This window comes from Cryobacterium sp. Y50 (assembly GCF_002929805.1).
Classification (GTDB): domain Bacteria; phylum Actinomycetota; class Actinomycetes; order Actinomycetales; family Microbacteriaceae; genus Cryobacterium.
The window spans coordinates 1-25,352 of sequence record NZ_PJJM01000100.1; the positions used below are offsets into that span (position 1 = coordinate 1).

25 protein-coding genes and 1 pseudogene are annotated in these 25,352 nt (G+C 64.8%); 21 read left to right on the top strand and 5 right to left on the bottom strand.

Going from position 1 to position 25,352, the window contains the following annotated elements; all coding sequences use genetic code 11:
- Positions 1-428 precede the first annotated feature (428 nt).
- The 11 genes and pseudogenes from CXY73_RS15625 (at position 429) to CXY73_RS15670 (ending at position 10,421) form a co-directional block, all read left to right on the top strand.
- Positions 429-968 (top strand): hypothetical protein, encoded by a 540-nt coding sequence (locus CXY73_RS15625; protein WP_146071780.1) that lies wholly within the window; start codon positions 429-431, stop codon positions 966-968.
- 68 nt (positions 969-1,036) lie between these two features.
- Positions 1,037-1,345: a hypothetical protein gene (locus CXY73_RS15630; protein WP_104178209.1), complete on the top strand. Its 309-nt coding sequence runs from the start codon at positions 1,037-1,039 to the stop codon at positions 1,343-1,345.
- Positions 1,346-1,587: 242 nt separating this feature from the next.
- Positions 1,588-2,250 (top strand): GntR family transcriptional regulator, encoded by a 663-nt coding sequence (locus CXY73_RS15635; protein WP_104178210.1) that lies wholly within the window; start codon positions 1,588-1,590, stop codon positions 2,248-2,250.
- Positions 2,251-2,310: 60 nt separating this feature from the next.
- Positions 2,311-3,273 (top strand): tripartite tricarboxylate transporter substrate binding protein, encoded by a 963-nt coding sequence (locus CXY73_RS15640; RefSeq protein ID WP_104178211.1) that lies wholly within the window; start codon positions 2,311-2,313, stop codon positions 3,271-3,273.
- Positions 3,274-3,275: 2 nt separating this feature from the next.
- On the top strand, positions 3,276-3,767 hold the full coding sequence (locus tag CXY73_RS15645; protein ID WP_104178212.1) for a tripartite tricarboxylate transporter TctB family protein: 492 nt from the start codon (positions 3,276-3,278) through the stop codon (positions 3,765-3,767).
- The gene (locus CXY73_RS15650) at positions 3,764-5,272 is read left to right on the top strand and encodes a tripartite tricarboxylate transporter permease (protein ID WP_199185402.1); all 1,509 of its coding nucleotides are present in this window, start codon (positions 3,764-3,766) and stop codon (positions 5,270-5,272) included. Before CXY73_RS15645 ends, CXY73_RS15650 begins: the two co-directional genes overlap by 4 nt.
- A 6-nt stretch (positions 5,273-5,278) precedes the next feature.
- Complete coding sequence (locus tag CXY73_RS15655) at positions 5,279-6,160, top strand: dihydrodipicolinate synthase family protein (protein WP_104178213.1); 882 nt, start codon at positions 5,279-5,281, stop codon at positions 6,158-6,160.
- Positions 6,161-6,162: 2 nt separating this feature from the next.
- A complete protein-coding gene (locus CXY73_RS15660; protein WP_199185403.1) occupies positions 6,163-7,869 on the top strand; it encodes a dihydroxyacetone kinase family protein in 1,707 nt (568 codons plus the stop codon).
- A 270-nt stretch (positions 7,870-8,139) separates the two neighbouring features.
- Positions 8,140-8,661, top strand: a pseudogene (locus CXY73_RS22920) (GntP family permease); the annotation flags it as partial.
- A 187-nt stretch (positions 8,662-8,848) separates the two neighbouring features.
- Positions 8,849-9,592, top strand: a complete 744-nt coding sequence (locus CXY73_RS22925) for a GntP family permease (RefSeq protein WP_369831255.1) — start codon at positions 8,849-8,851, stop codon at positions 9,590-9,592.
- A 4-nt stretch (positions 9,593-9,596) separates the two neighbouring features.
- Entirely contained in the window at positions 9,597-10,421 is an 825-nt protein-coding gene (locus CXY73_RS15670) for a DeoR/GlpR family DNA-binding transcription regulator (RefSeq protein ID WP_104134900.1), read from the top strand.
- A gap of 11 nt (positions 10,422-10,432) precedes the next feature.
- On the opposite strand, the gene CXY73_RS15675 is transcribed toward CXY73_RS15670, so the two are convergent.
- From CXY73_RS15675 to CXY73_RS15690, 4 genes are all read right to left on the bottom strand, one after another.
- Positions 10,433-11,890: a four-carbon acid sugar kinase family protein gene (locus CXY73_RS15675; RefSeq protein WP_104178215.1), complete on the bottom strand. Its 1,458-nt coding sequence runs from the start codon at positions 11,888-11,890 to the stop codon at positions 10,433-10,435.
- A complete protein-coding gene (locus CXY73_RS15680) occupies positions 11,887-12,660 on the bottom strand; it encodes an SDR family NAD(P)-dependent oxidoreductase (protein ID WP_104134898.1) in 774 nt (257 codons plus the stop codon). Before CXY73_RS15680 ends, CXY73_RS15675 begins: the two co-directional genes overlap by 4 nt.
- A gap of 82 nt (positions 12,661-12,742) precedes the next feature.
- Positions 12,743-13,447: a FadR/GntR family transcriptional regulator gene (locus CXY73_RS15685; protein ID WP_104178216.1), complete on the bottom strand. Its 705-nt coding sequence runs from the start codon at positions 13,445-13,447 to the stop codon at positions 12,743-12,745.
- Positions 13,448-13,702: 255 nt separating this feature from the next.
- Positions 13,703-14,200, bottom strand: a complete 498-nt coding sequence (locus CXY73_RS15690) for a hypothetical protein (RefSeq protein WP_104178217.1) — start codon at positions 14,198-14,200, stop codon at positions 13,703-13,705.
- Positions 14,201-14,729: 529 nt separating this feature from the next.
- On the opposite strand from CXY73_RS15690, the gene CXY73_RS15700 reads away from it, so the two are divergent.
- Together CXY73_RS15700 and CXY73_RS15705 are read left to right on the top strand one after the other, a co-directional pair.
- Positions 14,730-15,110 carry a HipA N-terminal domain-containing protein gene (locus CXY73_RS15700; protein WP_104178219.1) on the top strand — a complete coding sequence of 127 codons (381 nt, stop codon included), beginning with the start codon at positions 14,730-14,732 and terminating at the stop codon, positions 15,108-15,110.
- The gene (locus CXY73_RS15705; RefSeq protein ID WP_233198402.1) at positions 15,067-15,501 is read left to right on the top strand and encodes a HipA domain-containing protein; all 435 of its coding nucleotides are present in this window, start codon (positions 15,067-15,069) and stop codon (positions 15,499-15,501) included. The genes CXY73_RS15700 and CXY73_RS15705 overlap by 44 nt, the downstream gene beginning before the upstream one ends.
- A 108-nt stretch (positions 15,502-15,609) precedes the next feature.
- On the opposite strand, the gene CXY73_RS15710 is transcribed toward CXY73_RS15705, so the two are convergent.
- Positions 15,610-16,278: a nucleoside/nucleotide kinase family protein gene (locus CXY73_RS15710; RefSeq protein WP_104134893.1), complete on the bottom strand. Its 669-nt coding sequence runs from the start codon at positions 16,276-16,278 to the stop codon at positions 15,610-15,612.
- A gap of 149 nt (positions 16,279-16,427) precedes the next feature.
- On the opposite strand from CXY73_RS15710, the gene CXY73_RS15715 reads away from it, so the two are divergent.
- Genes CXY73_RS15715 through CXY73_RS15750 form a run of 8 tightly spaced genes read left to right on the top strand, consistent with a single transcriptional unit; the run spans position 16,428 to position 25,027 of the window.
- Entirely contained in the window at positions 16,428-17,702 is a 1,275-nt protein-coding gene (locus CXY73_RS15715; RefSeq protein WP_104178221.1) for a sugar ABC transporter substrate-binding protein, read from the top strand.
- Positions 17,703-17,715: 13 nt separating this feature from the next.
- Entirely contained in the window at positions 17,716-18,672 is a 957-nt protein-coding gene (locus CXY73_RS15720; protein ID WP_199184238.1) for a carbohydrate ABC transporter permease, read from the top strand.
- Positions 18,669-19,499: a carbohydrate ABC transporter permease gene (locus tag CXY73_RS15725; protein ID WP_104178222.1), complete on the top strand. Its 831-nt coding sequence runs from the start codon at positions 18,669-18,671 to the stop codon at positions 19,497-19,499. Before CXY73_RS15720 ends, CXY73_RS15725 begins: the two co-directional genes overlap by 4 nt.
- On the top strand, positions 19,496-20,977 hold the full coding sequence (locus tag CXY73_RS15730) for a glycoside hydrolase family 3 N-terminal domain-containing protein (RefSeq protein ID WP_104178223.1): 1,482 nt from the start codon (positions 19,496-19,498) through the stop codon (positions 20,975-20,977). Before CXY73_RS15725 ends, CXY73_RS15730 begins: the two co-directional genes overlap by 4 nt.
- On the top strand, positions 20,974-22,221 hold the full coding sequence (locus CXY73_RS15735) for an anhydro-N-acetylmuramic acid kinase (RefSeq protein ID WP_104178224.1): 1,248 nt from the start codon (positions 20,974-20,976) through the stop codon (positions 22,219-22,221). The genes CXY73_RS15730 and CXY73_RS15735 overlap by 4 nt, the downstream gene beginning before the upstream one ends.
- Positions 22,218-23,180: an N-acetylglucosamine kinase gene (locus CXY73_RS15740; protein ID WP_158254143.1), complete on the top strand. Its 963-nt coding sequence runs from the start codon at positions 22,218-22,220 to the stop codon at positions 23,178-23,180. The genes CXY73_RS15735 and CXY73_RS15740 overlap by 4 nt, the downstream gene beginning before the upstream one ends.
- Position 23,181: 1 nt before the next feature.
- A complete protein-coding gene (murQ, locus tag CXY73_RS15745; RefSeq protein WP_104134916.1) occupies positions 23,182-24,153 on the top strand; it encodes an N-acetylmuramic acid 6-phosphate etherase in 972 nt (323 codons plus the stop codon).
- The gene (locus CXY73_RS15750) at positions 24,146-25,027 is read left to right on the top strand and encodes a MurR/RpiR family transcriptional regulator (protein WP_104134886.1); all 882 of its coding nucleotides are present in this window, start codon (positions 24,146-24,148) and stop codon (positions 25,025-25,027) included. The genes murQ and CXY73_RS15750 overlap by 8 nt, the downstream gene beginning before the upstream one ends.
- Positions 25,028-25,352: the final 325 nt, after the last annotated feature.

Below are 25,352 nucleotides of genomic sequence, written 5' to 3' on the forward strand. Positions count from 1 at the left end.
CGCACCACCGCTGGCTCTCTTCGGCACGAACGGTGGCTCTGAACCGCACGATCGGGTGGCTCTCACCGCATCAAATACTCATTTACGACTTCAGTCCAACGCCACGCCAATGAGCGCGGCGTTCCGCGCCTCGTTCGAACCGCTCGTGTGTACACGTTGATTTTCTCGAAAATTGAGGACGATTTACAGTTCCGATCGACAAAACGGGCAGGAATCCGGGGAGTCAGAGCACAACCCCACCGTCCATGTCCACACCCCTGGTGTCAGCGAGATTTCACTCGGTGCCCGCCATCAACCATCGCCTCACCAAAGATCTGCACAATATTGACAGATATAGTCCCATATGGGACTGTATCTGTATGCATTTATCCACGTCTCAGGCCGCGACGGAGCTGGGAGTTACCGCCCGGCAGGTGAGGCGAGCGGTCGTGAGTGGTCGCATAGTTGCCACGAAGTACGGCACCTCACACGCAATCTCCCAGCGTCAGGTTCAGGCCCTGGAACGCACAGCGCACCGAGGTCGCAACTGGACAGATGCGGTTCAGAAGGCCGCTCTGGACCTGCTCGCCACGGGGAAGACTCCCGAGCTGAGCAGCACCGAACGAAGCCGACTGAAAAACCGCATCCGGAGCTTGGACGTTGGCGCGCTCGCGGGCCAGATCCTTCGGGGCCGTGTGTCGCTGAGACGAGCTGCAAGCGACGAGGCCACGAGGCGTTTCGTTTCCGTGCTGGCCAGTGAGCTTGGCCTCTCCGCTGGAGGTGGACTGGGCGTATTGGTCACACATGACGCCAGCCGCGTGGTCAGAAGGTCTCGTCTGGGCCTCGATGACTCCGGCGATATTGCTGTCGTTGAAGGCGACGAGGTGCACCGCCGAGTGCTTGAGGCCCTAGCTCTGTACACCTACGGCGATGCGCGCGAATGCTCAGCCGCGACCCAATGGATCACATCTGCCCAGGAAGCCGTATAAACGACCGCCCGCTGTTCGGAATCCCCGGAGGCACCCGCGCACTGCAGCAGACAATCAACATTGATGTATTGACCGAAGCAGACACGGTCAGGCTCGTTATCTCGACTGTCCGTGGCGCGCTGGTGCTCAAAGGAGCTGCCTATCTGGAAGACTCCCGAGATCGAGGCCGTCACGCTGAAGACGCAGTGGTGCTTCTCGCCTGTATGGATGATGCCCGCGAGGCGCTGATCGGGCTGAGCCAACGAAGCCGCCGACGGGTGCGAGCACTTGTCAAAGCACTGACCGAGCAGACAGGTCCCTGGGCCAACCATGATGACGTCGTTCAGGCGCTCGGACGGGAAACCCTCGACGAGTTATCGGAACTGCTTGGCAAGTAGTCAGGCGTGAAGCTGCACGGCATCGTCGGTGTACGCCTCACTGCATGGTCGACAGGGATCGACGAGGTCTCGGCAGGCTCGACCGACGGTCGGGGTATTTCGCAGGAGCGCTTGCCGTGGCCTGAGTCTGAAGAACGCGCCTCGACCAGCCACAGGGCCCCGGCGCTCGATTGACACCGACGCAGCGAGTACGTAGACTTCGATAACCGTTTACTGTTTACTGTAAACAGATCGAGGAATCAATGACGCAACCTCTGCTCCCGCAGCGACCAGCCGGACTCGGCGACCAGGTCGCCAATGAATTACGTCGGCAAATTATCACCCAGAGTCTGCAGACGGGTGTACTCCTCGTTGAGGAGAAACTGGCGACGGATTTCGGCGTCAGCCGGGGGCCCATTCGTGACGCAATTCGCATCCTCACGCAGGAAGGCCTCGTCATCTCGACCGGCCGCAGCGCCAGCGTCGTGGGCCTCAGCGCGGCCGACATTGACGAGCTGTTCACGTTGCGAGCCTCACTCGAACTTCTCGCTTTGCGGGTGGCGCTCGGCGAGCATGCAGATGAACTCGACCAAAACCTGGCTCGGTCGCTCGCGGCCATGACTCGTGCGGCCGAGACTGGCGACACGGCCGCATTCACTCGAGCCGACGTGCAATTCCACAGCTCATTCTACGCAGCGTCACATCACCGCCGACTGTCAGACGTTTGGTCGCAGTACCAGCCGACCATTGAGAATTTGCTCCTCGTGGCCAACCTGGAGCACACAGGCCTACCGCTCGCCCTGCAGAGTCACGTGTACCTCGCCGGACTCATCCAAACACGGGCTTTCCAACCAGCATCCATCGAACTCGAGTCTCATCTCGACCGCTCAAGACTGCGCGTACGTCGGGAATACGCCGGAGGGTAAGGCTCGTTTCACCAGTTTTTTCTCGCATGACCAAAGACACAATGACGTGAAAGGAACACCATGAAAAAATTCATCATTCCCATCGCTACTGGAGCTGCAGTTCTAATGACGCTCTCCGGATGCGCCAACCGCGACGCCACGACAGAACCCAGCGAAGATTATCCGACCAAGTCCATCACGCTCGTGGTGCCCTATCAGGCTGGAGGCGCTTCGGACCTCTCGGCACGCACCCTGGCCGCTGCGATGGAAGAGTCTCTGGGCCAGTCCATTATTGTCGAGAACCGCACGGGCGGCGCCGGCTCCGTCGGGCTGTCTTTCCTCTCCGGTCGCCCCGCCGACGGCTACTCCATCGGCTATCTGCCGGTCGAAACCGTCATGCTGCAGTACCAGGGCTATGACTTAGACCCCGCCGCGTTCGATGTACTGGGCCAGATCGTGGCCGTGCCAGCAACGATCGCCGTGAGCGCCGACAGCCCTTATCAAACCTTGCAAGATCTGCTCGATGCCGCCGAAGCCAACCCCGGCACGATCACCGTCTCCAACTCCGGCGCTGGATCTATCTGGCAGGCCGCTACGACAGCCCTCAACGACGCCGCCGGAGTTGAGCTCAAGGCCGTTCCATTCGACGGCGGCGCTCCCGCAGTCACCGCGGCCATCGGCAGCCAAGTAGATGCCGTGATCGCCGGAATCTCCGAAACCTCCGTCGCAGCGTCCGACGGGCGTCTGCGCGTTCTCGCGATTCTCGATACCGTCGCCTCCGATGCCCTCCCTGGCGTGGAGACCGCTCAGGATCTCGGCATCGATGTCACGATCGGCGGCTGGGGCGCCATCGGCGCACCGGCCGGGCTGCCGGCATCCGTTCGAGAAAATCTTGCTGCAGCCGTCAAGATTGCCGCCGAATCTGACGCCTTCCGCGACATCATCAATGCCTCGGGCAACCTGCCGGTGTACAGCGCACCGGATGAATTCTCGAGCTTCTATAACGCTGAGTCCGAGCGCTTCTCGAATCTGTTCGCGGAGTAGTTATGACAGCCTCCGAAGTGCAGGTTGGAGCACCCGCTCCGGCTGACGGCACTGGGCGATTTCACCGACTCATCGGCCCGGGCGTTGGATTGGTGATTGGACTCGCCATCGTCGCTCTCGCACAGCACATCGTGGAGCCCTCGATCGCCACGAGCTTTAGCCCGCGGTGGTGGCCCCAGATTCTCGGAGGCATCGTCGCCGCGCTCAGCTTGAGCGTGCTGGTCAAGGAGGTCGTGGCGCCCAGCGCCGCAGACGACGAACTCGAGCGCCCCACCACAGCTGGGTCCGTGCGGGTGATTGCCGTCTTCGTGGTCATCGCAGCCTATGGCGTCATGTGGTATTTCATCACCTTTCCGATTGCCACCTGCGCGCTCTTCGTGGCGCTCGCCTGGTTGCTCGGTGCCCGAGGATGGAAGCCACTCACCATATTTCCGATCGTCTGCACGACCGTGCTCTACGTTCTGTTCGGACTACTACTGAAGGTGCCCCTGTGAACGCGGTTGCAGAAGGACTCGTCCAAATCGCCGATCCATTCGTCTTGCTCTGCATTCTCATCGGTGCGGCGATCGGGATGCTCGTGGGCACCTTCCCCGGTGTCACAGCCACAATGGCCGTCGCCCTGGCCAGCAGCTTCACGCTGACCATGGATCCGGTTCCCGGCCTGGCCGTGCTGCTCACCATCTATGTGGCGGCGAACTTCGGCGACCGGGTACCGGCAATCCTGGTGAATACACCGGGTACGCCGGCATCCATCGCCACAACGTTTGACGGCTACCCGATGGCCAAACAGGGGCGTGCGGGAGTGGCGCTGACGACCTCAGCATTTTCCTCAGCCATCGGCACCTTCGGCGGGCTTATTCTCCTTGTCTTTGCCGCGATTCCGCTCGCCAGTGTGGCCCTAAAATTCGGTCCGGCTGAAATGTTCGCCCTCGTCGTTTTCGGCCTCACCATGATGGTCGGCGTCTCCGGGGGCACGATCGGCAAAGGCCTCATCGCCGGCGCGCTAGGGCTTGCCCTCGCTACCGTTGGACGCGACCCGATCACCGGCACCGACCGCTTCACCTTTGGCGTGCTCGAGCTGAGTGACGGCATCCCCTTTATCGCCGCCATTATCGGGCTCTTCGGCATCGCCGACGTTCTCGACCAGATACTCACGCATCGTCCCGAGAAATTCGCCGCCATCACGCAATTCGGGCGCTGGTGGCCGAACATGAAGGAACGCCGTTCCATGATCAAGCCGCTGGCACTCGGTACCGGCGTCGGCGTCGTGGTGGGCGCTGTGCCAGCCGCTGGCGGTGACATTGCCGGCATCATGTCCTGGGCTGCGGCTAAGAAGGCGTCCAAGCACCCCGAGCAGTTCGGTAAGGGATCACTCGAAGGCCTCACCGCCTCCGACACCGCCTCCAATGCGACGCTTGGACCATCCGTTACGACGACTCTCGCCCTCGGCATACCGGGCGACTCGGTCATGGCCGTGCTCATCGGTTCGCTCGTGGTCTGGGGCATTCAACCAGGACCAGCGCTGTTCACCACCCGACCAGATCTGGTCTATACGATCGCGGGAATCATGGCCGTCGCGACCCTAATCGCCCTGGGTCTCAGCCTGCTTCGGCTGCGCGGCGTTACAAAGATTCTCGAGCTCAAGCCCGCTTTTCTCTGGACCGTCATCATCGTGTTCTGCATGGTGGGCACCTTCGCCGTGAACAACAGCATTTTCGATGTGGGCATCATGCTCGTTTTTGGAATCGTGGGCCTGTTCCTGCGCCGCCACGGTTTTCCGGCCGGACCTGTCGTGCTTGGGCTCATTCTCGGCAAACTCGCGGAGGGCAACCTTCGACGAGCCCTCGAGATCGGTGGGGTCGAAAATATCCTCACCAGCCCGATCGCCATGACGATCCTGGTCATCAGTTTGAGTGCCATCACGCTGCCCCCATTGCTGGCTCGTCGACGTCGCAAGGTCGCCGTATCCGCCGCTCCCAAATCCCTCATCAGAAAGTAGATCTCTATGACTGTTCCCAGCCTGCCCCTCGTCATCACCGCCACCCCCACGCTTTTCAAAGCGGATGAATCGCTCGACATACCCGCTATTCGCGCGCACCTGAAATGGTTGCAAGCAAAGGGTGTCGACGCTCTCTTCCCGGCTGGCACCACTGGGGAATTCCCGAGCCTGACCAATGACGAACGCATCCAGATATTGGACCTCGCCCTCGAAGTATTTCCGGCCGACAGCGTCTACCTGCATGTCGGCGCGGCAACGGCGCGTCAGGCCGAGGACCTCGTTCGGCGCGCGGTCGAGCATGGCGCAACCCGCCTGGCAGCAATCACTCCCTTCTTTCAGCCGGCCCCCGAGAACCAGGTCGTCGAGTACTATCGTCGCCTGGTTTCCGCTGCCGGCACCGCTCAGGTCTTCGCCTATCTGTTTGAAGAACGCACCACCACCGTCTCAAACGCGAGCATTCTTGCCCGGCTGATCGAGGTCGGTGTGGCCGGCGTCAAGCTCAGCGGAGAAACGGATGCCTCCGTACAGACCTATCTGGACGCCGCGCCCGAAGGTTTCACCGTCTTCTCCGGCAACGATGTCTCCTTCGGCTGGCTGGTCGAAGCCGGCGGCCACGGCATCATTTCGGGTGTGTCTTCCGCCTACCCGGAGCCCTTTGTGAACCTGCGGGACGCCCTGATCGCGGGAGACGCAGACCAGATCGCGCTCTGGCAGCCCCGTGTAAAGGCGGCCGTCGCTGCGGTCAATGGCGGCAGCCTGACGCATCTGAAGGACGCGATTGCGTCCCGTGGATTCGAGGCCAGCCCGGTGCGTTCGGCCGTGGCGTCGGCGAGCACCGCGGAGCTTGACGTAATCAACGCTCTCGGCAGCTCGTACAACGAGAGCTGACCATGCGCAAAATCATCAACGACCCCCAGGCTTTCGTCGACGAGGTGATGGAGGGCATCTTCGCCGCTCACTCGGACGAGGTTCGTCCCGCGACAACGGACAATCGCACGCTCGTTCGCGTTGACGCTCCGGCTCCGGGTCGGGTGGGCATCGTCACGGGCGGAGGCTCCGGCCATCTCCCCTTCTTTCTGGGGTATGTTGGCCGCGGCTTGCGCTCGGCCGTCGCGATCGGCAATGTCTTTTCGTCGCCATCGTCAGCGCAAATCTATGCGGCCTCGCGAGCCGTCGCATCCGATGCTGGTCTGCTGTATCTCTACGGCAACTATGGCGGCGACGTCTACAACTTCGATCTCGCTGCCGACCTGTGCCGGGCCGATGGTCTCGAGGTCGAAACGGTGCTCGGCACTGACGACCTGCCGTCTGCTCCCCTGAACCAGAAGGACTCGCGCCGGGGTGTCGCCGGACTCGTTCTTGTCTATAAAGTCGCCGGGGCCGCCGCCGATCGGCTGTGGTTGTTACCCGAGGTAGCCCGCGTCGCGCAGAAGGCCGCGGATAACACCCGCACGATGGGCGTGGGTCTCTCCGCAACTATCCTGCCCGCTGCGGGCGAAGCCACGTTCACGCTCGGCGACGGCGAGATGGAAATTGGCGTCGGGATTCACGGCGAACAGGGCACCCATCGCGGGCCGCTCGAAACCGCGGACGAAATTACGGACCGATTTCTCACAGAGCTGGCCACCGAGATTCCCCTCGTGTCGGGATCTCGGGTTGCAGTATTGGTGAATGGACTTGGGGCGATTCCGCTCGAGGAACTGTATGTGATGTATCGCCGGGTGCACTCCGTTCTCGCGGCGAAAGGGGTGACCATTGCCCGGCGCTACGTCGGCGAATATGTCACGAGCCTTGAAATGGCGGGGGCGTCACTGTCGATCATGAACCTTGATGACGAGCTCGAAGAGCTGATCCACGCGCCGGCTTCGTCGCCGTTTTTTCGGCAGGGGTCGTCCGAGCCGGTCGTCACCGCGGGCGCTGCGCCGGAGTTGGTTGTCGCTGCGCCACCGGCGTTGGTCGATGGCTTCGCGCTGGTCGTCACTCTGATGGCCACACCGAGCCGGTTGCGAACTGTTCTCCTGGCGAGTCTCCCCGACATGCAGTCGCACATCGCCGAGCTGCGCGATCTTGATGCGGCGGTGGGCGACGGCGACCTGGGGATTACCGTGGGCGCGGGTAGCCTAGCCGTCATCGACGCGCTGACCGCGCTCCCCGAAAATGCCGATGACGCCAGCGTGTTGCGCGCTGCCGGTGAGGCGTTTTCATCGGCGAATCCATCGACCTTCGCGGCGCTCGTGGGCAGTGGGATCCTCGGCGGCGCCGCGACGCTGGCGCCGGAAGCCGAGTTCACCGCCGCTTCGACCGTGCCGTTTCTGCAGGCCGTTTTCGACCGAATCAGCGAGCGCGGCGGCGCTGCCCTGGGCGACAAGACGCTGCTGGATGCGCTTCACCCGGTGATCACCGTTCTGCGCCAGGCACCGGCCGGTAGCGATTCGCTGAATCTGGCACGGTCTGCTGCGTTGGCGGGCGTCGAGTCGTCCACCGCTCTGCGGGCAGCGCGCGGACGTGCCGCCTGGCAGGGCGACCGCACAATCGGGCAGCAGGACCCCGGCGCGGTCGCGGTACTGCGTTTCATAGAGAGCCTGCGCCTCGACTAGCTATGCCGATCGAGGAACGAGTTTGGAGCGATCGAGATTCAGAAGTTGGCGGGCCGCGATCGCTCACCCCGAACTTGCGTAAATAATCCGATTTAGTGGACGAAATGCGCAATACGACCCATTAAGTCGCTTGCATTGCGCATCTTCACCCGACATACTGAAAAGGTCCGCGCACTGCTGCCCGGGCTTCGCCCTGCTCAAGGAGATATCACCGTGGATATAAGACTCATCACCGCTCTCGTTCTAGGGATTGCGACGATCATCGTTCTGGTGCTCCGCACCCGCTTGGACGCCTTTGCGGCCCTCCTCGCGGCGGCCCTGGTTACCGGCTTCGTTGCTGGTCAGCCGGCCCTCGAGATCGTCACCGCCATCACCACTGGGTTCGGCAATACACTCGCGTCGATCGGCATAGTGATCGGTCTGGGAGTCGGAATCGGCAAGATTCTCGAAGTCTCCGGCGCGGCGAAATCACTGGCACAGGCATTCCTCAAGCTCTTCGGAAAAGGCCGGGAACCCTGGGCCATGGGCAGCGTTGGCGCCATCGTGTCGGTTCCCGTATTCTGCGACGCGGGCTATGTCATCATGAACCCGCTAGCCCGTTCAATCGCGCGGGTCAAGCGCGGGGGCTATGTGACCATCGCCCTCGCCCTCGGCGCCGGCATGACGCTTACCCACCACCTTGTGCCCCCCACCCCCGGTCCCCTCGCGGTCGCCGGCATTCTGGGCGCCGATCTCGGTATGGTGATCATCGTCGGCGGCATCTTCACAGTGCTACTGCTGCCCGTCGTGGTTATGTATGCCAAGTGGGTCGGTCCCAAGCTTGAGTCCGCGGTGACCCCGGCGGTTCGCCAGGCCGTGTACGGCACTGCGGCCGTATCACAGCAGTTGCACGGCGGCAGCGCGACCACGACCACCGCGACACTCGACCGTAATGCCGACTCGACCGACGCCGACTCACTCTTTGCTGACCTCGACGCCGATGAAGAGCCCGACCTCGGCACGCCGCCCGCCGGCGCCAAGCCGCATCGCGTCAACGCTCTGCTCGCTGCGCTCCCCCCCCCCCCCCCCCCCCCCCCCCCCCCCCCCCCCCCCCCCCCCCCCCCCCCCCCCCCCCCCCCCCCCCCCCCCCCCCCCCCCCCCNGACTACACGCCCTCCGACTGGGTCATTCCCCTCGCCTTCATCGGCAACCCCGTGATCGCACTCATCATCGGTATGCTGCTCGCCGTCTACGTGCTGCTCCCCCGCTGGACGCCGCGCGGCAAGGTCAACGGCTGGCTCGCCGAGGCCGCCGCATCCGCTGGACTCATTCTGCTCATCACGGGTGCCGGCGGCGCACTCGGCCAGGTTCTGCGCACCTCCGGAGTCGGTGATGCCCTCGCCGAAGCAATCGGTTCTACCAACCTGCCGGCCTTCCTCATCCCGTTTCTCATCGCGACCGTCGTGCGCATTGCGCAGGGTTCCGGTACCGTCGCCATGATCACCGCTGCAGCCGTCTCCGCTCCGCTGGTCACTACCCTTGGCATCGACCCGGTCATCGCCGTCCTGGCCTGCACGGCCGGTTCCATGGTGTTCAGCTACTTCAACGACTCCTACTTCTGGGTCGTCACCACCTTCACCGGCCTGGAAGGCACAAGCGCACTCAAGGGCTGGTCGGGCATCACCACCGCCATATGGGCCGGATCCATCCCGCTCTTGTTCCTCGCGAACCTGATCCTCGGCTAGCACTATGGCGACCAGGCACAGCAAAACGGATGCCCCGGCGCCGACCGATTACCGCCGCGGCACCCGGGCGAGGCACGAACGACTCCTCGCCCTAGTGCGCGCCGGATCGACGGGGGTCGACGAGCTCGCGACCGCACTCCAGATCTCACGGTCCACCGTGCGGCGCGATCTCGCCCACCTCAACACCACCGGGGCGATCACCCGCACCTATGGCGGCGCCAGCTCTGCCCCGCCGTTCAGAGAGCGTGAACTCAGCGACCGCGTCACCGTCGAGCACGCAGCAAAAGTAGCAATCGCTGCCCGCGCCGTCGAACTCGTGCCGCCCGGCGCGACCATCTTTCTCGATGCCGGGTCTACCTGCGGGGAAGTCGCGCGGCAGCTCTGGCACACCGAAGGACTCACCGTGGTCACCCGCAGTCTCGATAGCGCGCTGTATCTCGCATCCGCTCCCGGCGTCGATGTCGTCGTCACCGGCGGCCGGGTGGCCCGCACCAGCCACGGGCTCGTGGGGCCACTCGCAGATCTCGCCCTCGGACGCTACATGGTGGACGTCGCCTTTCTCGGGGTCGATGCCGTTGACCCCGTCGATGGCGTCGGCGAGCCGACCCTCACTGAGGCTCAGGTGAAAGACACCGCGGCCCGCCGTGCGCGCCGCGTCGTCGTGCTCGCCGATGCGAGCAAGCTCGCCCGCGGGGCGGTGCCAGCCTGGGCGCCACTGCCGCACGGGTGGACCCTCATCACCAACGAGGTCGACGACGACATCCTCGATCGTTACCGATCGGAGGGCGTCGCCGTCATCTCGGCCGAAGTGCGCGCCGAGCCTCGCTGATCGAGGCGGGATTACTCCGGCGCCACACCAAACGCGCTGAGCGTGCGTACGACGGCGAGGAGTGACGCATCGTCGCCGACGTTGCCCGCGAACACGATGTAAGGGATGCCGGCGGCCGGGCCATTCACCGGCTGCCAGAGTGACACGATGCCGGGCAACATGGGCCCGCGCACGATCGCGTGGCGAATCTGAAGGCCGAGCGCGGCGACATCCGAGGAGGTAATACCGCCCTTGGCGATGACGAACCGCGGACGGGTGCGCGCAACCACGCTCTGCACGACCTCGACAACCGCGGCGGAGACCCTTCGGGCGATCCGCAGACTGTCGGCCGGGTCGGTCGAGCTCACGAGTACCCGGCTCGTCTGCAGGATGACGTCAGCGCCCGCAAGGGCGTCGACCACACGAGCGACAACCACACCCAGGTCGGCCGGCGAATCGGGCGAGAGGAGCCCGGCGACGTCAATCTCAACCACCTGGGCCGCCGAGTGCGCACTCGTGAGGGCGTCTAGCTGCCGAGTGGTCATGGCTACATGCGAGCCCACGACGACCAGGCCGCCCGCACGGACCGGGCTAGCGTCGCCAAAGGCATCCGCTGCGCTGAGCGGTTGGCGTACGTCCTGGCCGATGCGCGCCCGCACGAACGGCGGGCCCACCCGGTAGATCAGTCTTTTGCCGCGTCGCTCTGCCTCGTCAAGGCCGAGGGCCAGCAGGCGCAGGTCGTTTTCGGTGGCAGCGTCGACGACGATTGGAGTTTCATCGGTGGCAGGCTCGATCGCGGCTGCGATCGCCCTGGGGCCGGCGCGCAGAATCGCCAGGTCGATGCCGATGACAGTCGAGGCCCGCAGCCGGCCGCCGCTCTTTTCTTCCACATAGTCGGCCAGACGCGAGTGCGCGAATGCGAACGTTGCGTCTCGGGCGAACTCGGTATCGGCGATGGGAGTGAGCTCGTCGGCCGCGGATCGCATGTAGTGCACCCCGCCGATGGTCACTCGCCCGGCATCGGGAAAAGCGGGAACGATCACCACACCATCGGTCTGTAGTCCGGCTCGGCTCCGCAGCGTCTCGGCGATGACGTCGGGTTCGAGCGGAAAGTGACCACGCAGGGTTGAATCCCCCCGACTGACGAAAGCCAGCGCGGCCCCGTCGGCGGCGGCGAGCGCATTGGTGACGACTTGGCGGTTGCGTTCGGCAGCCTCGCTGGGTTCGAGGCTGCGCGTATTGGTCAGCACATAGATCGCCCGCGCCCCGAGGCCGAGTGCCCAGCGAAAGTCCTCGGGCTCCCATTGGGTGAGTACCGGCAGGTCGGCTACCGACTGGGTTCCGGTGGGGTCGTCATCGAGCACGATCAGAACGCGACCGGTTGCGGCCACCGCGGCCGCGACATCCTGAGCCAGCACGGGCACTTCAGCGGGAAACCCCGCCAGCAGCTCCCTGGAGAGCTGCCGCCGCACACCGTCGGCGGGGCTCATGAAACCTGCAGCCCGCCGTTGATGTCGTAGGTCGCTGCGGTGATGTAGCCGGCGTCCGCACTCAACAGAAAGGCGATAAGCGCGGCGACGTCGTCGCGGGTGCCAACGCGTCCCATGAGAATATCGGCGGACATGGCGCTTTTGCGCTCGTCCGAGAGTGTGCCGCCCATAATATCGGTGTCGATCGGGCCGGGAGCCACCGCGTTCACGGTGATGTTGTGCTGACCCATTTCGCGGGCCAGGGCGCGCGTGAAGCCGATGATGGCAGCCTTGGAGGCACTATAGGCGACCTTGGAGTAGGTGCCGCCACCACGCTGGGCGGAGATGGAGGAGATGCTCACTATGCGGCCGAGTTGGCGCTCGATCATGCCGGCAAGCACGCGCTGGGAGACCAGGAACGAGCCGCGCATGTTGATCGCGAAGACGCGGTCCCAGGCCTCAACGGTTTCGTTCATGAATTCGGTGGGCGAGCTGATGCCGGCGAGGTTCACGAGGCCCACGATCGGCGGCATCGCTGCCTCGATTTCGGTGATGGCCGCGTCGACCGAATCCTTGTCCGAGACATCGGCAGCTACGCCGATCGCACGGATGCCGCGAGCCGCCGTAATCGCGGCGGCCGCTACTCGCGCTGCATCGCCGTCAATGTCGACAATGGCGATCGACCAGCCGAGCGAGGCAAGCTTATCGGCCGTTGCCCGGCCAATTCCGCGTTCGGAGGCGGCACCGGTCAAGACTGCGGTGCGGTCGGTGGGAAAAGTGACGTCGCTCATAAGGGCCATTCCTTCGGTCGAGGGCCCACCTCTGTGTGGACCGCATCACCAGTCTAATAGATATCTGACGTCTGATGTCTAGTTATGACTGCGCCTGGATGAAGTGCTCGTAGTCCGTAAAGGTCTGCTGAATATGCGCTTCCATAGCGCGCCGCGCCTCATCGGGGTTGCGGCTCGCAATTGCCGAACGCACGATTTTGTGATGCGCGATGGCGTGTTCCTGCACCTCAGTGAAAGCGGATGTTTCCCGGCGCAGCGTATAGAGCAGCTGCCCGAGTTGTCCCACCAGAGCGGGCACGAAGGGATTGCCGCTGGCCGCGAGGATGATGTTATGGAACGCGAGATCGTTCCGGGTGAGGCGGTCGAGGTCGCCGTCCACGTAGGCGGCTTCCATTTCGGCGATCGTCGCGTCAAGCGACACGAGGTCGCTGTCCTGGTGGTTGCGCGCTGCCAGCTCGGCCGAGCCGGTTTCCACCATGCGCCGCACCTCGAGCAGCCGCAGCGGCACCTCGGAACTGCCCAGGTCGTGCGCGGCGGCGCGCAGGATCGCGTCGAGGCTCGACCAGTCCGAAGATGGGTTGACAAAGGTGCCGAGCCCGCGCCGGACTGAAAGGATCTTCTGTGCTTGAAGGGTCTTGATCGCCTCGCGGGCCGTCAGGCGGCTGACGCCGGCTTCCTCGGCCAGAACCGCCTCCGGAGGAAGCATCTCATGCGCCGCGAACGCCCCCCGCAGGATCCGGTCGAGGAGGCTTTCCACCAGGTCATCGACCAGCGATTTTCGACTCATGAAACCTATTCCTTCGTCCCGGCGCGGCGTCGGACTCTCGGTTCAGTGTATCGAGCCCTCTGAATGCTCGTCGATCGAGGCGCGCGCTTGCTCCCCCAACATGCAAGGCTGGCCTCGACCAGCGGAGGGGGCGTTTCGCAGGCAGGGTCGCGTTGACAGCGGGAAGGCGTCGGACTGCCACGATTGGTGTCTGTTGCCGGGGAGCATGGGCCTTCGGGAATCGTGGCGGCGGCACCATCTGGAGGGTGGCATCCGCTACCGGAAGTTTTTCATTCTTGACCGGCCTCGGAACGGCGATGCCTCCTTTTTCGGCCATTTACGGTCGATCAACCCGGACCGGCGCGGTGAGGAATTCGATCGGCCCCATCGGTTGTATGCCCATCGCGTAAGCCACGGCGGTCTCCTTCCATTCCTGCTGCGCACGCAGCAGGCGCTCGAACGTTCCCAATTCGCTGGCCGCAGGACCAGCCGCTCGATCTGCGCGGCGTAATCGGTGAGTTCGTCAGCGCTAAATTCGCCAGCCCAGGCAAAGAGGTCGGTGAGAGCTACGGTGATGTTGCCCTCGTTTCGGCCGATCGCCCGGATCAGCTGACTCGACAGCGCAACGCCGTCTTCAAGAATGGCCAGATCGTGACCGCGCAGGATCACAAGATCATCACCGTCTCGGCGCGTGATGTGCACCTGGCCCTCGTCAATGTGAGCCAGAACTTGCTTGGGCTTGCGCAGGAGGTCGGTAAAGGTTGCTGTACTCATGCACACACTGTTCATCAGATAAATAACAGATGTACGGGTGGGCCTGCGGCGTTTGTAGGGTGCGATTCCCCGGCCGGGTCGCTCTGGTCGATGGCAGTTTTCTTCGCGCCTCGACCAGCGGTGCGGAGCGAGGCAGCGCAAACCGGAACGCCGCATACGGCAATCGGGTTGTGATGGCAACCCGGAATAAGGTGCCCGCGGTCCCGAGATTCGGGGTGTGCACGATCATGCACTTGCTGAATTATGGATGATCGTCCACTGAGGCGGTTGCAATGTTTACACGCTCCGCACAGGATCTTGGCGCGCTGGCGCACGCGAGACCTTGGGACTCCCCCAGCAACACGTAGCCGACCGCGCGAAGGTTTCTCGGGAATGGCTCGTCAATTTCGAGTCCGCCAAAATAGGCGTATCCCTCTTTCGCGTTTTCGACGTACTGCAATTCTTGCAACTCGCTGTAGACGTCAGTGACCGGAAACCAGAACCGCACAATGTACTGAACGATGTCTTCACCGATCTGGGGCAATGACCGGTGAGCTCTGAGCTGTGCGTATTCCTCGACGGCGAACGTGTCGGCGCCCTCGCCCAGACCAGGCGGGGCAATACAACCTTCACCTACGACGATCGCTACCGACTCGATAGCCGATCAACTCCCCTTTCGCTCTCCATGCCGCTGTCGAGGAGCCAGCATCCCTCACAGGTCGTCACGGCCTTTCTGCAAGGCCTTTTGACCGACAGCCCAACCAAGCTGGCCGAGCTGGCCGCCCCCAACAATGCCGACCACGCACATTCTGAAGCCGGCTATCGCGCCGTATTCCAATCACGACGGCGGCCCGGGCGTAAGGACCATAGCGCAGCTGCTGGGCAGGCTGCCGTTAAGCGATCGGGAGTCAAGCCAGAAGCGCTTCTTTGATGCCCTCGTGTTCAACGTTTCGGCCGCTTGCACGGAGGCGCACGCTAAGAACTTTTCGATCCTGCTGCGTGCAGACCGTGCCACGCTCGCCACGCTGTATGATCTCGGGACCCACGCGCCATACCCGGCAATCGGTGCGCTGCGCTCAGCCATGAAGGTCGGCAATGAATACCGAACGGATGCCATCGGTCTGCGCGATTTTCTCACGGTGGCCACGAAGCTGCAGATCGCCGAGGGTTACGCCGAGGAGCGCGTGCTACACATTCGCAGTAACCTGGCCAGCGCGTTCGCGGATGCCGCAGCGGGTATCGGTGGCTCTTCTAAAGATCAGGCGTTCGCAAACACGGTTTCGAACTCGATTTCCAGCCTTGTGCACGAACGCGGTTGGTGACGCTGGCTGGGCTTCGCCGATCGAGGCGCGAGCTTGCGAGCGATCGAGATCCCGGAGTTGGCGGGTCTCGATCGCTCGTTCCTCGCGCCTCGACCAGTGGCGCGGGGGCTATTGGCCGAAGATGATGCGGGTGGCTCGGGATCGGGTGGCCTCGATGAGGAGGGCGTTGGTGCCGTCAACGGACTCGGCCCAGGCGAGGGCGGCCTCGGGGCTGCGGCCGTGACGCTCGTGCCGGTCGACGAGGCGGCGGAGGCGCTCTGGCTCGCTGGTTTCGCAGAACCAAGATTCGACGAGGAGTGTGTTAACCTCTGCCCACGGGTCGGTGTCGGCGAGCAGATAGTTTCCCTCGACCATGACCACGCGAGCGCTCGGCAGCACGGCGATCTCGGCCGCGATACCCTCGTCGACGTTGCGGTCGAAGCTTGGCGCGTAGACCGTGTGGTCTTGTTCGGCGAGGAGGCGGCGGAGCAGGGCGACGAATCCCCAGCCGTCGAAGGTGTCGATAGCCCCCTTGCGATCGTGCCGGCCGAGGTGATCGAGGGTGGCGTTGGCGAGATGAAAGCCGTCCATGGGCAGGTGCACGGCGAAGGCTTCGGTGCCGAGCAGCTCGTTCACCTTCGCGGCGACCTGCGCGGCGAGGGTGGTTTTGCCGGCGCCCGGACTGCCGGCGATTCCCACCAGGATGCGGCCGTTCTCAGGCAGGAGCGCGATGACGCGGCGCGCGAGTTCGGTCAGTTGAGCGGATGCCGGCGGATCAGTCAGCGTATTGGTCGGCATAAGACGACTCTAGGGCGGTGAGATGGGCGGGGGTTGCCGGAGGCGGGCGACATGTTAGAAAATGATTTGCATCTGACTGAGGGTTGATGGATACTGATTTTCAAGGACAAGGCTGTCTGGCCTTGTGACATTTTTCTTGAGGGGACTCCATGAAGAAGCGTTATTTGCCGATTGCGATGTTTGCGATCGCTGCACTGGGCCTCACCGCTTGCTCCGGCGGTGGCACCGATTCGCCAACGGACGACACCCTGGACGTCTGGATTATGCAGGGCACCAACCCCGACACCGAGGCCTTCTTCGACACCGTCGGCGATGCCTTCACCGAGAAGACCGGCGCCACTCTCAACGTTGAGTTCGTGCAGTGGGCCGACGCCCACGACCGGTTTGTCACCGCCATCGCCGGCGGCACCACGCCCGACATCGCCGAGACCGGCACGACCTGGACCGCCGAATTCGCCGACTCCGGCGCACTCGCGCCAATCGACGACTATGTGGCAGAAGCCGGCCTCGAAGACGACCTCGTGCAGGGTCTCGTCGACTCCGGCACCTACGATGGCAGCCTCTTCGGCATGCCCTGGTACGCCGGCGTTCGCTCGATCATTTACCGCACCGACGTGTTCGCCGAGCTCGGCCTTGCCGCTCCCACCACCTGGCAAGAGATCGTCGACGCGGCCACGGTGATTCAGGCCGAACGCCCCGATCTCATTCCCTTCCCAGTACCCGGTGACGCCGAAATGCTCACCTACCCCTGGGTGTGGGGCGCTGGCGGCGAGGTGTCGACGCTCGAGGGTGACCAGTGGGTCTCCGGTCTCGACGCGGACGAAGCGCGCGAGGGCATCCGCTTTTATACCGGTCTTGCCACCGAGCACGGTTTCTCGTCGGCTGGCGCGACCACCTGGAAAGAGACCGACCTGCTCGACAACTTTTCCCAGGGAACGGTAGCCATGGCCATTTCGGGCTCATGGACCCCCGCGACCGTGCTGGAGAAGGCGCCAGAGCTCGAGGGCAAGATCGGCGCGATCGCGATTCCCGGCCAGAACGGTGGAATCAGCCCGTCGGTGCTCGGCGGTTCTCACCTGAGCATGTTCGAGGGCTCCGAGAATAAAGACCTCGCTTGGGACTTCATGGAACTCATGACGACCGGCGACTTCGCCCAGCAGTGGGCAGACCAGACCGGCTACTTCGCCGGCACCGAGTCGCTGCTGCAGCCCACCATCGAGTCGGATGACCCGCTCGTGCAGCCCTTCGCCGAGCAGATGGTTGACGGTGGCGCCTCGCTGCCGGTCACCCCGACCTTCGGCGCAGTGCAGGCCAAGAAGACCACGAACGCGATGATTCAGTCCATTCTGTCTGGCCAGAAAACGGTCGACGAAGCCACGACCGATGCCGCGGCCGAGATGAACGACATCATGAACGGCAACTAGAACCGTGACCGTATTGCTCGAACGAGAGGCCAAGAAGGGCACGGCACCGGCCCGACCGCCGCGACGGCGTTCCCGCGCGCTGGTCATTGCCCAGGCCCGGCCGTGGCTGCTGCTGACGCCCGCGCTGATTCTGCTGGGTGCGCTGCTGCTCTGGCCTCTCGTTCGAGTGTTTTTATTCTCGCTGCAGGACTACGGCCTGCGCGAGATCGTGAGCGGGGACAGCAACTACATCGGTTTCGGCAACTACGCCGAGATCTTCTCCAACTCCACCCTGTGGACCGTCGTTCTGCCGAACACCGTTGGCTTCGCCCTCGTGTCGGTCTCGGCGACCGTCGTGTTCGGCACCCTCGTGGCGATGCTCATGGCCTCGCTCAGCCCGGTCTGGCGCACCATCGTGGGCAGCGCCGTCATGGTCGCCTGGGCGATGCCCGCCGTCACGGGCACCTACGTGTGGATCTGGATCTTCGACGCCGATCAGGGCCTCGTGAACGAAACCCTCAAGAGCCTTGGCCTCATGAACGAGTCGTTCAACTGGTTCACCAACCCGTTCACCTTCTATGCCATCGTGGCGTTGAACATTGTGCACCACGGTTTTCCCTTCGTGGCCATCACCGTGCTCGCCGGGCTGCTCGGCGTACCCAAGGAGATGCTCGAAGCGGCAGAAATGGATGGCGCCGGCCCGGTTCGCCGGTTCTTTGCCATCATCTACCCCACGCTCAAACCGGTCTTCTCGGTCGTGATCATTCTCTCGACCATCTGGGACTTCAAGGTCTTCGCGCAGATCTACCTGATGCCCGGAGGGTCTGGCTCAAACCGTGAAGTGCTCAACCTCGGCGTCTGGTCCTACGTCGAATCGTTCGGGCAGAACCGGTACGGCTTCGGCGCGGCGATCGCCGTGCTGCTCACCGTGCTGCTGCTGATCATCACCGCGATCTATGTGCGCACCCTGTTCAAGGAGGAGAAGGAATGAGACGGACTTTCGGGCCGCGCACCCTCGGAAAGGGCCTGCTGGTTGCGATACTGCTGATCTTCACCCTGTTTCCCGCCTATTGGATGATCTCCAGCTCATTCGACGCCCGCGCCTCCAGCGGTGGGCAATCGCTCATTCCGCAGGAATTCACCCTCGACAACTACCTCTTCGTGTTCGAGGAAGGCCAGTTCGGGTTGTTCCTGAAGAACTCGGCGATCGTGGCGTTCTTCACCGTGCTGATCTCAGGCATCGTGGCGCTGCTGGCCTCGGTGGCCGTGGCCAGGTTCAAGTTCAAATTTCGTACGGCGGTGCTTATCTTGGTGCTGACCGTGCAGATGGTGCCGCTCGAAGCGCTCGTGATTCCGCTGTTCGTGCAGGTGCGTGACCTGCAAATGCTCAACACGCTGCTCGGCCTCGTTGTGGTGTACCTCGCCTTCTCGTTGCCCTTCGCCATCTGGATGCTGCGCGGCTTTGTCGCCGCCGTTCCGGTGGAACTCGAAGAGGCCGCCTACCTCGACGGCGCCAGTTGGGGCCGCATGTTTCGCTCGGTGCTGCTGCCATTAGTGGCGCCAGGGCTGGTGGCCACGAGTATCTTCTCGTTCATCGTGGCCTGGAACGAGTTCATCTTCGCCATGACTCTGCTGGGCGGCGCGGCCGACAAGTACACCGTCGCCATTGGGCTCAAACAGTTCTTCGGCGTGCACTCCAACGACTGGGGGCCGGTGATGGCCGCCTCGACCATCATTACCATTCCGGTCATGATCTTCTTCATTCTGGTGCAGGGCCGCCTCAGTGGCGGGCTAGTCGCCGGGGCGGTCAAGGGATGAGCGCGGCTGACCCCGGCCTGCTGCGGCTGGTCAACGCGGTGCTGTGGCCGGGTTTTCTCGGTACCGAGGTGCCGTCGTGGCTGGCCCACGCCCTGGATGACGGCCTCGCCGGTGTCGTCTACTTCGCCCAAAACATCGACCAAGCAGATGCCGACCAGCCGGCCAGGCTGTCGGCGCAGCTGCGCGGCATCCGCTCTGATCTGCTAATTGGCAGCGACGAAGAGGGTGGCAACGTCACCCGGCTCAATGCTTTTCGCGGATCGCCGCACCCGGGTCACGCCCAGCTGGGCCGGGTCGACGACCTCGCAGCGACCCAATCGGCCGGCCGGGCGATCGGCGCGGCGGCCCTGGCGGCGGGCGTGAACGTGGTGCTCGGACCGGTGGCCGATGTCACCACCCAGCTTGCGAACCCGGTGATCGGCATGCGCTCGTTCGGGTCGTCGACCGAACTGGTCAGCCGGCACGTAGCCGCGATGATCGACGGGTTGCAGGGGGCCGGGGTTGCCGCCTGCGTCAAGCATTTTCCGGGGCACGGCGACACCCACACCGACTCACACCTCGCGCTGCCGCGGCTCGATTTGTCGTGGTCCGAGGTAAAGCGCGTGCACCTGCCGCCGTTTCTGGCAGCGGTGCAGGCGGGCGTGCGCGCCGTCATGACGGCGCACATCGTGGTGCCCGACCAGGGTTCAGCGCCGGCGACCCTGAATGCGCGGGTGCTTTCTAGCCTGCGATCCACCGGGTTTACCGGAACCATCGTGACCGACGCGTTGGATATGGCCGCGATTCGCGAGACCGTTGGGGCGGGCCCAGGCGCGGTGCAGGCGTTGCTGGCGGGCGCAGAACTGCTGTGCATCGGCAACCCGGCGAATGTCGGCGGGGCCGGGCAAGACCTCGTCGACTACCTACAGATTCGCGACGCACTGCTCGCGGCGGTGGCAGACGGCGTTCTCGGGGTTGACGTGTTAGAACTGGCCGGGGCGTCGGTTGCGCGGTTGGGGGCTGGGCTGGGAGGTGCGCCGACTGACTATGTTGCGGCTTCGAGTTCGGGGGCGATCGTGCGGGCGGCGATCACGGTGCGCGGCGCCGTGCAGCTGCCACAACGCTCGCTGGGCATTCTGGATGTGCGTGCGCGCCCGTCCCTCGCGGTGTCGTCGATGTTCGACCCGTTCTCGCAGGAGCTCGCTGCGTCATTCGACATTGAGCGGCTGACTCCTGGGCCGTCGGCGAGCGCCGCCCGCGCCGCCGCGATCTCGATTGGCGCCGACGCCGGCGTGGTCGTGCTCGCCGATCGCATCGCCACGCCGGGTGCGCAACGCGATGCTGTCGAGGCGATTGTCGCCATGCGCTCAACTGCTGTCGTGGTGAATGCGGGGCTTGCCGCGCCCGAGCCGGGGTCGTGGGCCGGGATTGACGCGCTGGCCGCCTCCCGGGTCACGGCGCAGGTCGTGCGGGATCTGCTGAGCGGTGGCGCGCGATGAGGGTTCTGGCGCTGCAGTCGGGAACGTCGGCTGACGGCATCGACGTGGCCATCGTCGATGTGCAGGCCGAGACAAATGTTCCCGAGCCGTGGCTGACCCTGCGTTGCGTGCTCGCACGCACGGTTCCGTGGCCGCCAGCCTTGCGGGAGCGTATTCTTGCGGCCGCGTTGAACTCCCCGGTGACGGCCGAAGAGATATGCCAGCTCGACACCCTGCTCGGGCAAGAATTCGCCGCAGCAGCCCGCTCAGCGCTCGACTCCCTCGGCGGCACCGTCGACCTCGTAGTCTCGCACGGGCAAACCGTGCATCACTGGGTGAGCGATGGGCGGGCTCGTGGAACCTTGCAACTCGGGGAAGCCAGCTGGATCGCCGAGGCGACGCGTGCCCCCGTGCTGCGCAACCTGCGCGCGGCCGACATTGCCGCCGGCGGCGAGGGCGCTCCGTTCATGGGTGTGTTCGATGCGGCCTGGCTGGGTGAGTGCGCCGCCGCCAGCGGGCGGCCGCAGGCCACCCTCAACCTCGGCGGAATCGCCAACCTCTCGGTCGTCGATCCCGACGGCAGCGTGCGGGCCTGGGACACCGGCCCGGCCAACGCGCTCGTAGACGCGGTGGTGTTCCGCGCCACCGACGGCGCCACGGCCTTCGACGACGGCGGGCAGTTGGCGGCGGCGGGCACGATCGACGCTGGCCTGCTGCGGGAGTTTCTGGGGCATGCGTTTTTTGAGCGGTCCGCTCCGAAATCAACCGGTCGGGAGACGTTCGGCCTCGCGATGGTCGATGCCGTTACCGGGAGCACTCCCCCGCTGCTGGCCGATCTGGTCGCGACGCTGACGCGGCTCACGGCCGAGACCATCGTCGCCAGCCTGCGCGCAGAGTGCCCGGTGCTGCCCGAGCGCGTCATCGTGTCTGGCGGAGGCGTACACAACGCCACTCTGCTGGCCCTGCTGCGTTCGCTGCTGCAAGCGGATGCCATCACCCTCGTTGCCAGCGACACCGTCGGCATCGAAGCGGGCGTCAAGGAGTCGCTGCTCTTTGCCCTGCTCGGTTTTCTCACCTGGCACGGCGTGCCGTGCACCTTGCCAGGGACCACGCCCGGACAGGCTCGGCTGGCCGGGCAGCTGGTCTTCGGGCCAGACCCCGTTGTCTTCGCGCCGCGCCTGACTGGAATTCGCGGGCTGACCGTTGTTGGTTCGGCCATCGTGCCTGTTGGCGCGTCACTCGCCGGTGCGCGGGTGCCCTCGTGAACGCGGCGCCGACGACGCTGGCCGTGGATCTCGGCAAGACCTCGTGCCGCGTTCGTGTGAGCACCGGCTCGGTCGTGGTCAGCGCGTTCGACGGCGCGGGGGCTCCTGGCCTCGCCGACGATGACGGTGTCGACCTGGCTTTTCGGGCCATTCTTGGGGCCGTCGCTGGTCTCGGCGCCGGTCTCGGCGCCGGTCTCGGCGCCGGTCTCGGCGCAGGCCTCGGCGCCGGCCTCGGCGCCGGCCTCGGCGCCGGCTTCGCTGGTATCTCGCAGTTCGGGGTCGGCGCTGCCGGGGTGGAAGCTGCGCCTGAGGCGGCTCGGCGATTGCTCTGGCTAGTGCGCGAGCGCTTTGGCGTGCCAGTGGCCATGATCTCGGACGGACTCGCCGCACACCTCGGCGCCTTCGACGGCGGGCCGGGAACCGTGCTCATTGTGGGCACCGGCGCCGTCGTGTTCTCGGTCGACGCGCAGGGCGTTCGGCAGGTAGATGGGAACGGCCCGTGGCTCGGCGACGACGGCAGCGGCCGCTGGATCGGGCAGCAGGGTCTGCGCGCCGTCCTGCGCGCCCATGACGGCCGCGGGCCGGCGACCCTCCTCACCGGCGAGGCGGCGCGCCTGGCCGGCAGCGTTGAGGCCCTCCCCGGCTGGGTGAGCGCCGCCGGCACTCCCGCTCGCACCCTGGCCTCTTTTGCTCCGGTCGTGCTGAACTTCGCCTCGGCCGGCGACGCCGTGGCGATGGCCATAGTCGAGGAGGCCTGCCAGTTGCTGGCTGCAAGCTGCGCGGCGGCCGGCTCCTTGAGCGTCTGCGCCGTCGGCGGCCTCACCGCCCACCCCTACTTTCTTGAGCGTTTGGCTTCTGGGCTGACGCTGGTCCCTCCTCTCGGGGACGCACTCAGCGGGGCCGCGCTCATCGCCGGCCGCCGCGATCTACTGCACGAAGAGAGGACCATTCGTGGTTAATCTGCCCGTTTCCGTCGGCTCCGCTGCCTCCCCCGGCGCGCTCTCGCCCGACGCGGCCCTGCGAGACGTGCTCGCGACGCTGTCGACCGAGCGGGTGAACACCAACTACCCCGACCTCGACCTGCTCACGACCGCTGAGCTGGTCGCGGCGATGAACCGCGAGGATGCGACCGTGGCCAGCGCGGTCGGCGTCGCTCGCACGTCGATCGCGGCGGCGGTCGACGGCATCGTCGACCAGCTCAGGGCCGGTGGACGCCTGCTCTACATCGGAGCGGGCACGGCCGGTCGGCTCGGAATTCTCGACGCAAGCGAGATTCCGCCGACTTTTGGCACCGACCCGGCCTTGGTCGTCGGGCTGATCGCTGGTGGGCCGGGGGCGATCCAGACGGCGGTTGAGAACGCGGAAGACGACTTCGCCGCCGGCGCCGCCGATCTGCAGGCGCTCAATTTGGGCGGCCATGATGCGGTCGTGGGGATCTCGGCATCCGGTCGCACACCCTACGTGCTCGGGGCACTCGCCTATGCGCGGAGTCTGGGCGCGTTCACCGTCGGGCTCGCCTGCAATGCCAACTCGCCGCTCAGCCGCGCCGGTGACGTCGCCATCGATGTGGTCGTCGGGCCGGAGATTCTCACCGGGTCGACACGGCTGAAGGCCGGCACCGCGCAGAAAATGGTGCTCAATATGCTCAGCACCATCACCATGGTTCGGCTGGGCAAGACCTATCGCAACCTCATGGTAGATCTGAGGGCCACCAACGAGAAGCTGCGTGCACGGGCCGAACGAACCGTTATTCTGGCAACGGATGCGGAACCGGCCATTGCCGTCGAGGCGCTCACCGCAGCCCACGGCTCGGTGAAGGTGGCGATTCTGATGATCTTGACCGGGCTGGATGCAATGACGGCCGATGTCGTGTTGGAGCAGCACCGGGGCAATCTTCGGGCTGCCGTTACTGAAGGAACCCCGCATGGCTAACGCCCTTCTCACGCTGCGCCAGGCCCTCCCCGGGCTGAGCGCCGCCGAGTCACGCATCGCCCGCGCCGTCATCGATGACCCGCTGCTCGTGGTGGATCGCACCATCAGCCAGCTGGCGAGTATCTGCGATACCTCGGCGGGAACGGTCGCGCGGTTCTGCCAAAAGCTCGGCTTCGCCGGATTTCGCGAGTTTCGGGTGGAAGTCGCTGCTGCCGCCAGCCGGGAGCAATCGGAGCGCGATCGTTTCGCGGTCGCCGACGGCGAGATCGGCCGCACCGATTGCGCCGAAGAGGTCGTGGCGAAAATCGCCTACCAAGAGGTTCTAGCGATCGAAGAAACGGCCAAGTCCCTTGACCTGGTCACCCTGGACCGTGCCGTCGGCGCGATTGCGGGGGCGGGGCGCATCGACATTTACGGGTTCGGTTCCAGCGGACTCACCGCCCAAGACCTGCAGCAGAAGCTCTACCGCATCGGTTTGTCCGCCACGTACTTTGCCGACACGCACCTGGCCGTGGCCTCAGCCGCCCTACAGAAACCCGGCGGAGTCGCCATTGCCATCTCGCACTCCGGGCTGACCTTCGAGACGAATCATGCGCTCGAGGTGGCACGCCTGGCCGGGGCGACAACCGTGGGCGTGACGAACTTTCCAGATTCGCCGCTCGCGGCCCACTGCGATTTTCTACTGACGACGCAGGCACGGGAGAACCGGTACCGGTCGGGCGCCATGTCGAGCCGCATTGCGCAGCTGGCCCTGGTGGACTTTCTGTTTGTGCGCATAGCGCAGTCTATGTACGACGACGTGACCGAGGCGTTGCGCCGCACCTATGAGGCAGTGCAGCATCGACGACTGCCGGTCGCTGAGTCAGGCGAGTAGACGGGTCTCGAGGCTCGGAGTACACGGGCGACGATGGCCGAATCAGCGTGCCGGCGAAGATGATGATGCCGAGCAATCCCACCCACGCGAGAATGGGACGCACTCGGGCCCGCATGTGGTCGAAGATCACGGCCCCACGACGGCGAGCTTGTAAGCGATTGAGATCGCTGAACTAGCGAGTCTCGACCAGCGAGGCCCCGGGGCACCGTTGGTTAAGCAGCCACCCAGTAGCCGATCGAAGTGGCCTACAGAGAACCCAGCGTTTCGCCGATGAATCTCAGTGTTGCCACCACCAACACACGTGTACATCACGAAGTAGAATCAA

Excerpts from the sequence above, each read along its gene's own strand:
- CXY73_RS15635 (WP_104178210.1), top strand. The coding sequence starts at position 1,588 with ATGACGCAACCTCTGCTCCCGCAGCGACCAGCCGGACTCGGCGACCAG.
- CXY73_RS15640 (WP_104178211.1), top strand. The coding sequence starts at position 2,311 with ATGAAAAAATTCATCATTCCCATCGCTACTGGAGCTGCAGTTCTAATG.
- CXY73_RS15645 (WP_104178212.1), top strand. The coding sequence starts at position 3,276 with ATGACAGCCTCCGAAGTGCAGGTTGGAGCACCCGCTCCGGCTGACGGC.
- CXY73_RS15655 (WP_104178213.1), top strand. The coding sequence starts at position 5,279 with ATGACTGTTCCCAGCCTGCCCCTCGTCATCACCGCCACCCCCACGCTT.
- CXY73_RS15660 (WP_199185403.1), top strand. The coding sequence starts at position 6,163 with ATGCGCAAAATCATCAACGACCCCCAGGCTTTCGTCGACGAGGTGATG.
- CXY73_RS15670 (WP_104134900.1), top strand. The coding sequence starts at position 9,597 with ATGGCGACCAGGCACAGCAAAACGGATGCCCCGGCGCCGACCGATTAC.
- CXY73_RS15675 (WP_104178215.1), bottom strand. The coding sequence starts at position 11,890 with ATGAGCCCCGCCGACGGTGTGCGGCGGCAGCTCTCCAGGGAGCTGCTG.
- CXY73_RS15680 (WP_104134898.1), bottom strand. The coding sequence starts at position 12,660 with ATGAGCGACGTCACTTTTCCCACCGACCGCACCGCAGTCTTGACCGGT.
- CXY73_RS15685 (WP_104178216.1), bottom strand. The coding sequence starts at position 13,447 with ATGAGTCGAAAATCGCTGGTCGATGACCTGGTGGAAAGCCTCCTCGAC.
- CXY73_RS15690 (WP_104178217.1), bottom strand. The coding sequence starts at position 14,200 with ATGAGTACAGCAACCTTTACCGACCTCCTGCGCAAGCCCAAGCAAGTT.
- CXY73_RS15710 (WP_104134893.1), bottom strand. The coding sequence starts at position 16,278 with ATGCCGACCAATACGCTGACTGATCCGCCGGCATCCGCTCAACTGACC.
- CXY73_RS15715 (WP_104178221.1), top strand. The coding sequence starts at position 16,428 with ATGAAGAAGCGTTATTTGCCGATTGCGATGTTTGCGATCGCTGCACTG.
- CXY73_RS15725 (WP_104178222.1), top strand. The coding sequence starts at position 18,669 with ATGAGACGGACTTTCGGGCCGCGCACCCTCGGAAAGGGCCTGCTGGTT.
- CXY73_RS15730 (WP_104178223.1), top strand. The coding sequence starts at position 19,496 with ATGAGCGCGGCTGACCCCGGCCTGCTGCGGCTGGTCAACGCGGTGCTG.
- CXY73_RS15735 (WP_104178224.1), top strand. The coding sequence starts at position 20,974 with ATGAGGGTTCTGGCGCTGCAGTCGGGAACGTCGGCTGACGGCATCGAC.
- CXY73_RS15750 (WP_104134886.1), top strand. The coding sequence starts at position 24,146 with ATGGCTAACGCCCTTCTCACGCTGCGCCAGGCCCTCCCCGGGCTGAGC.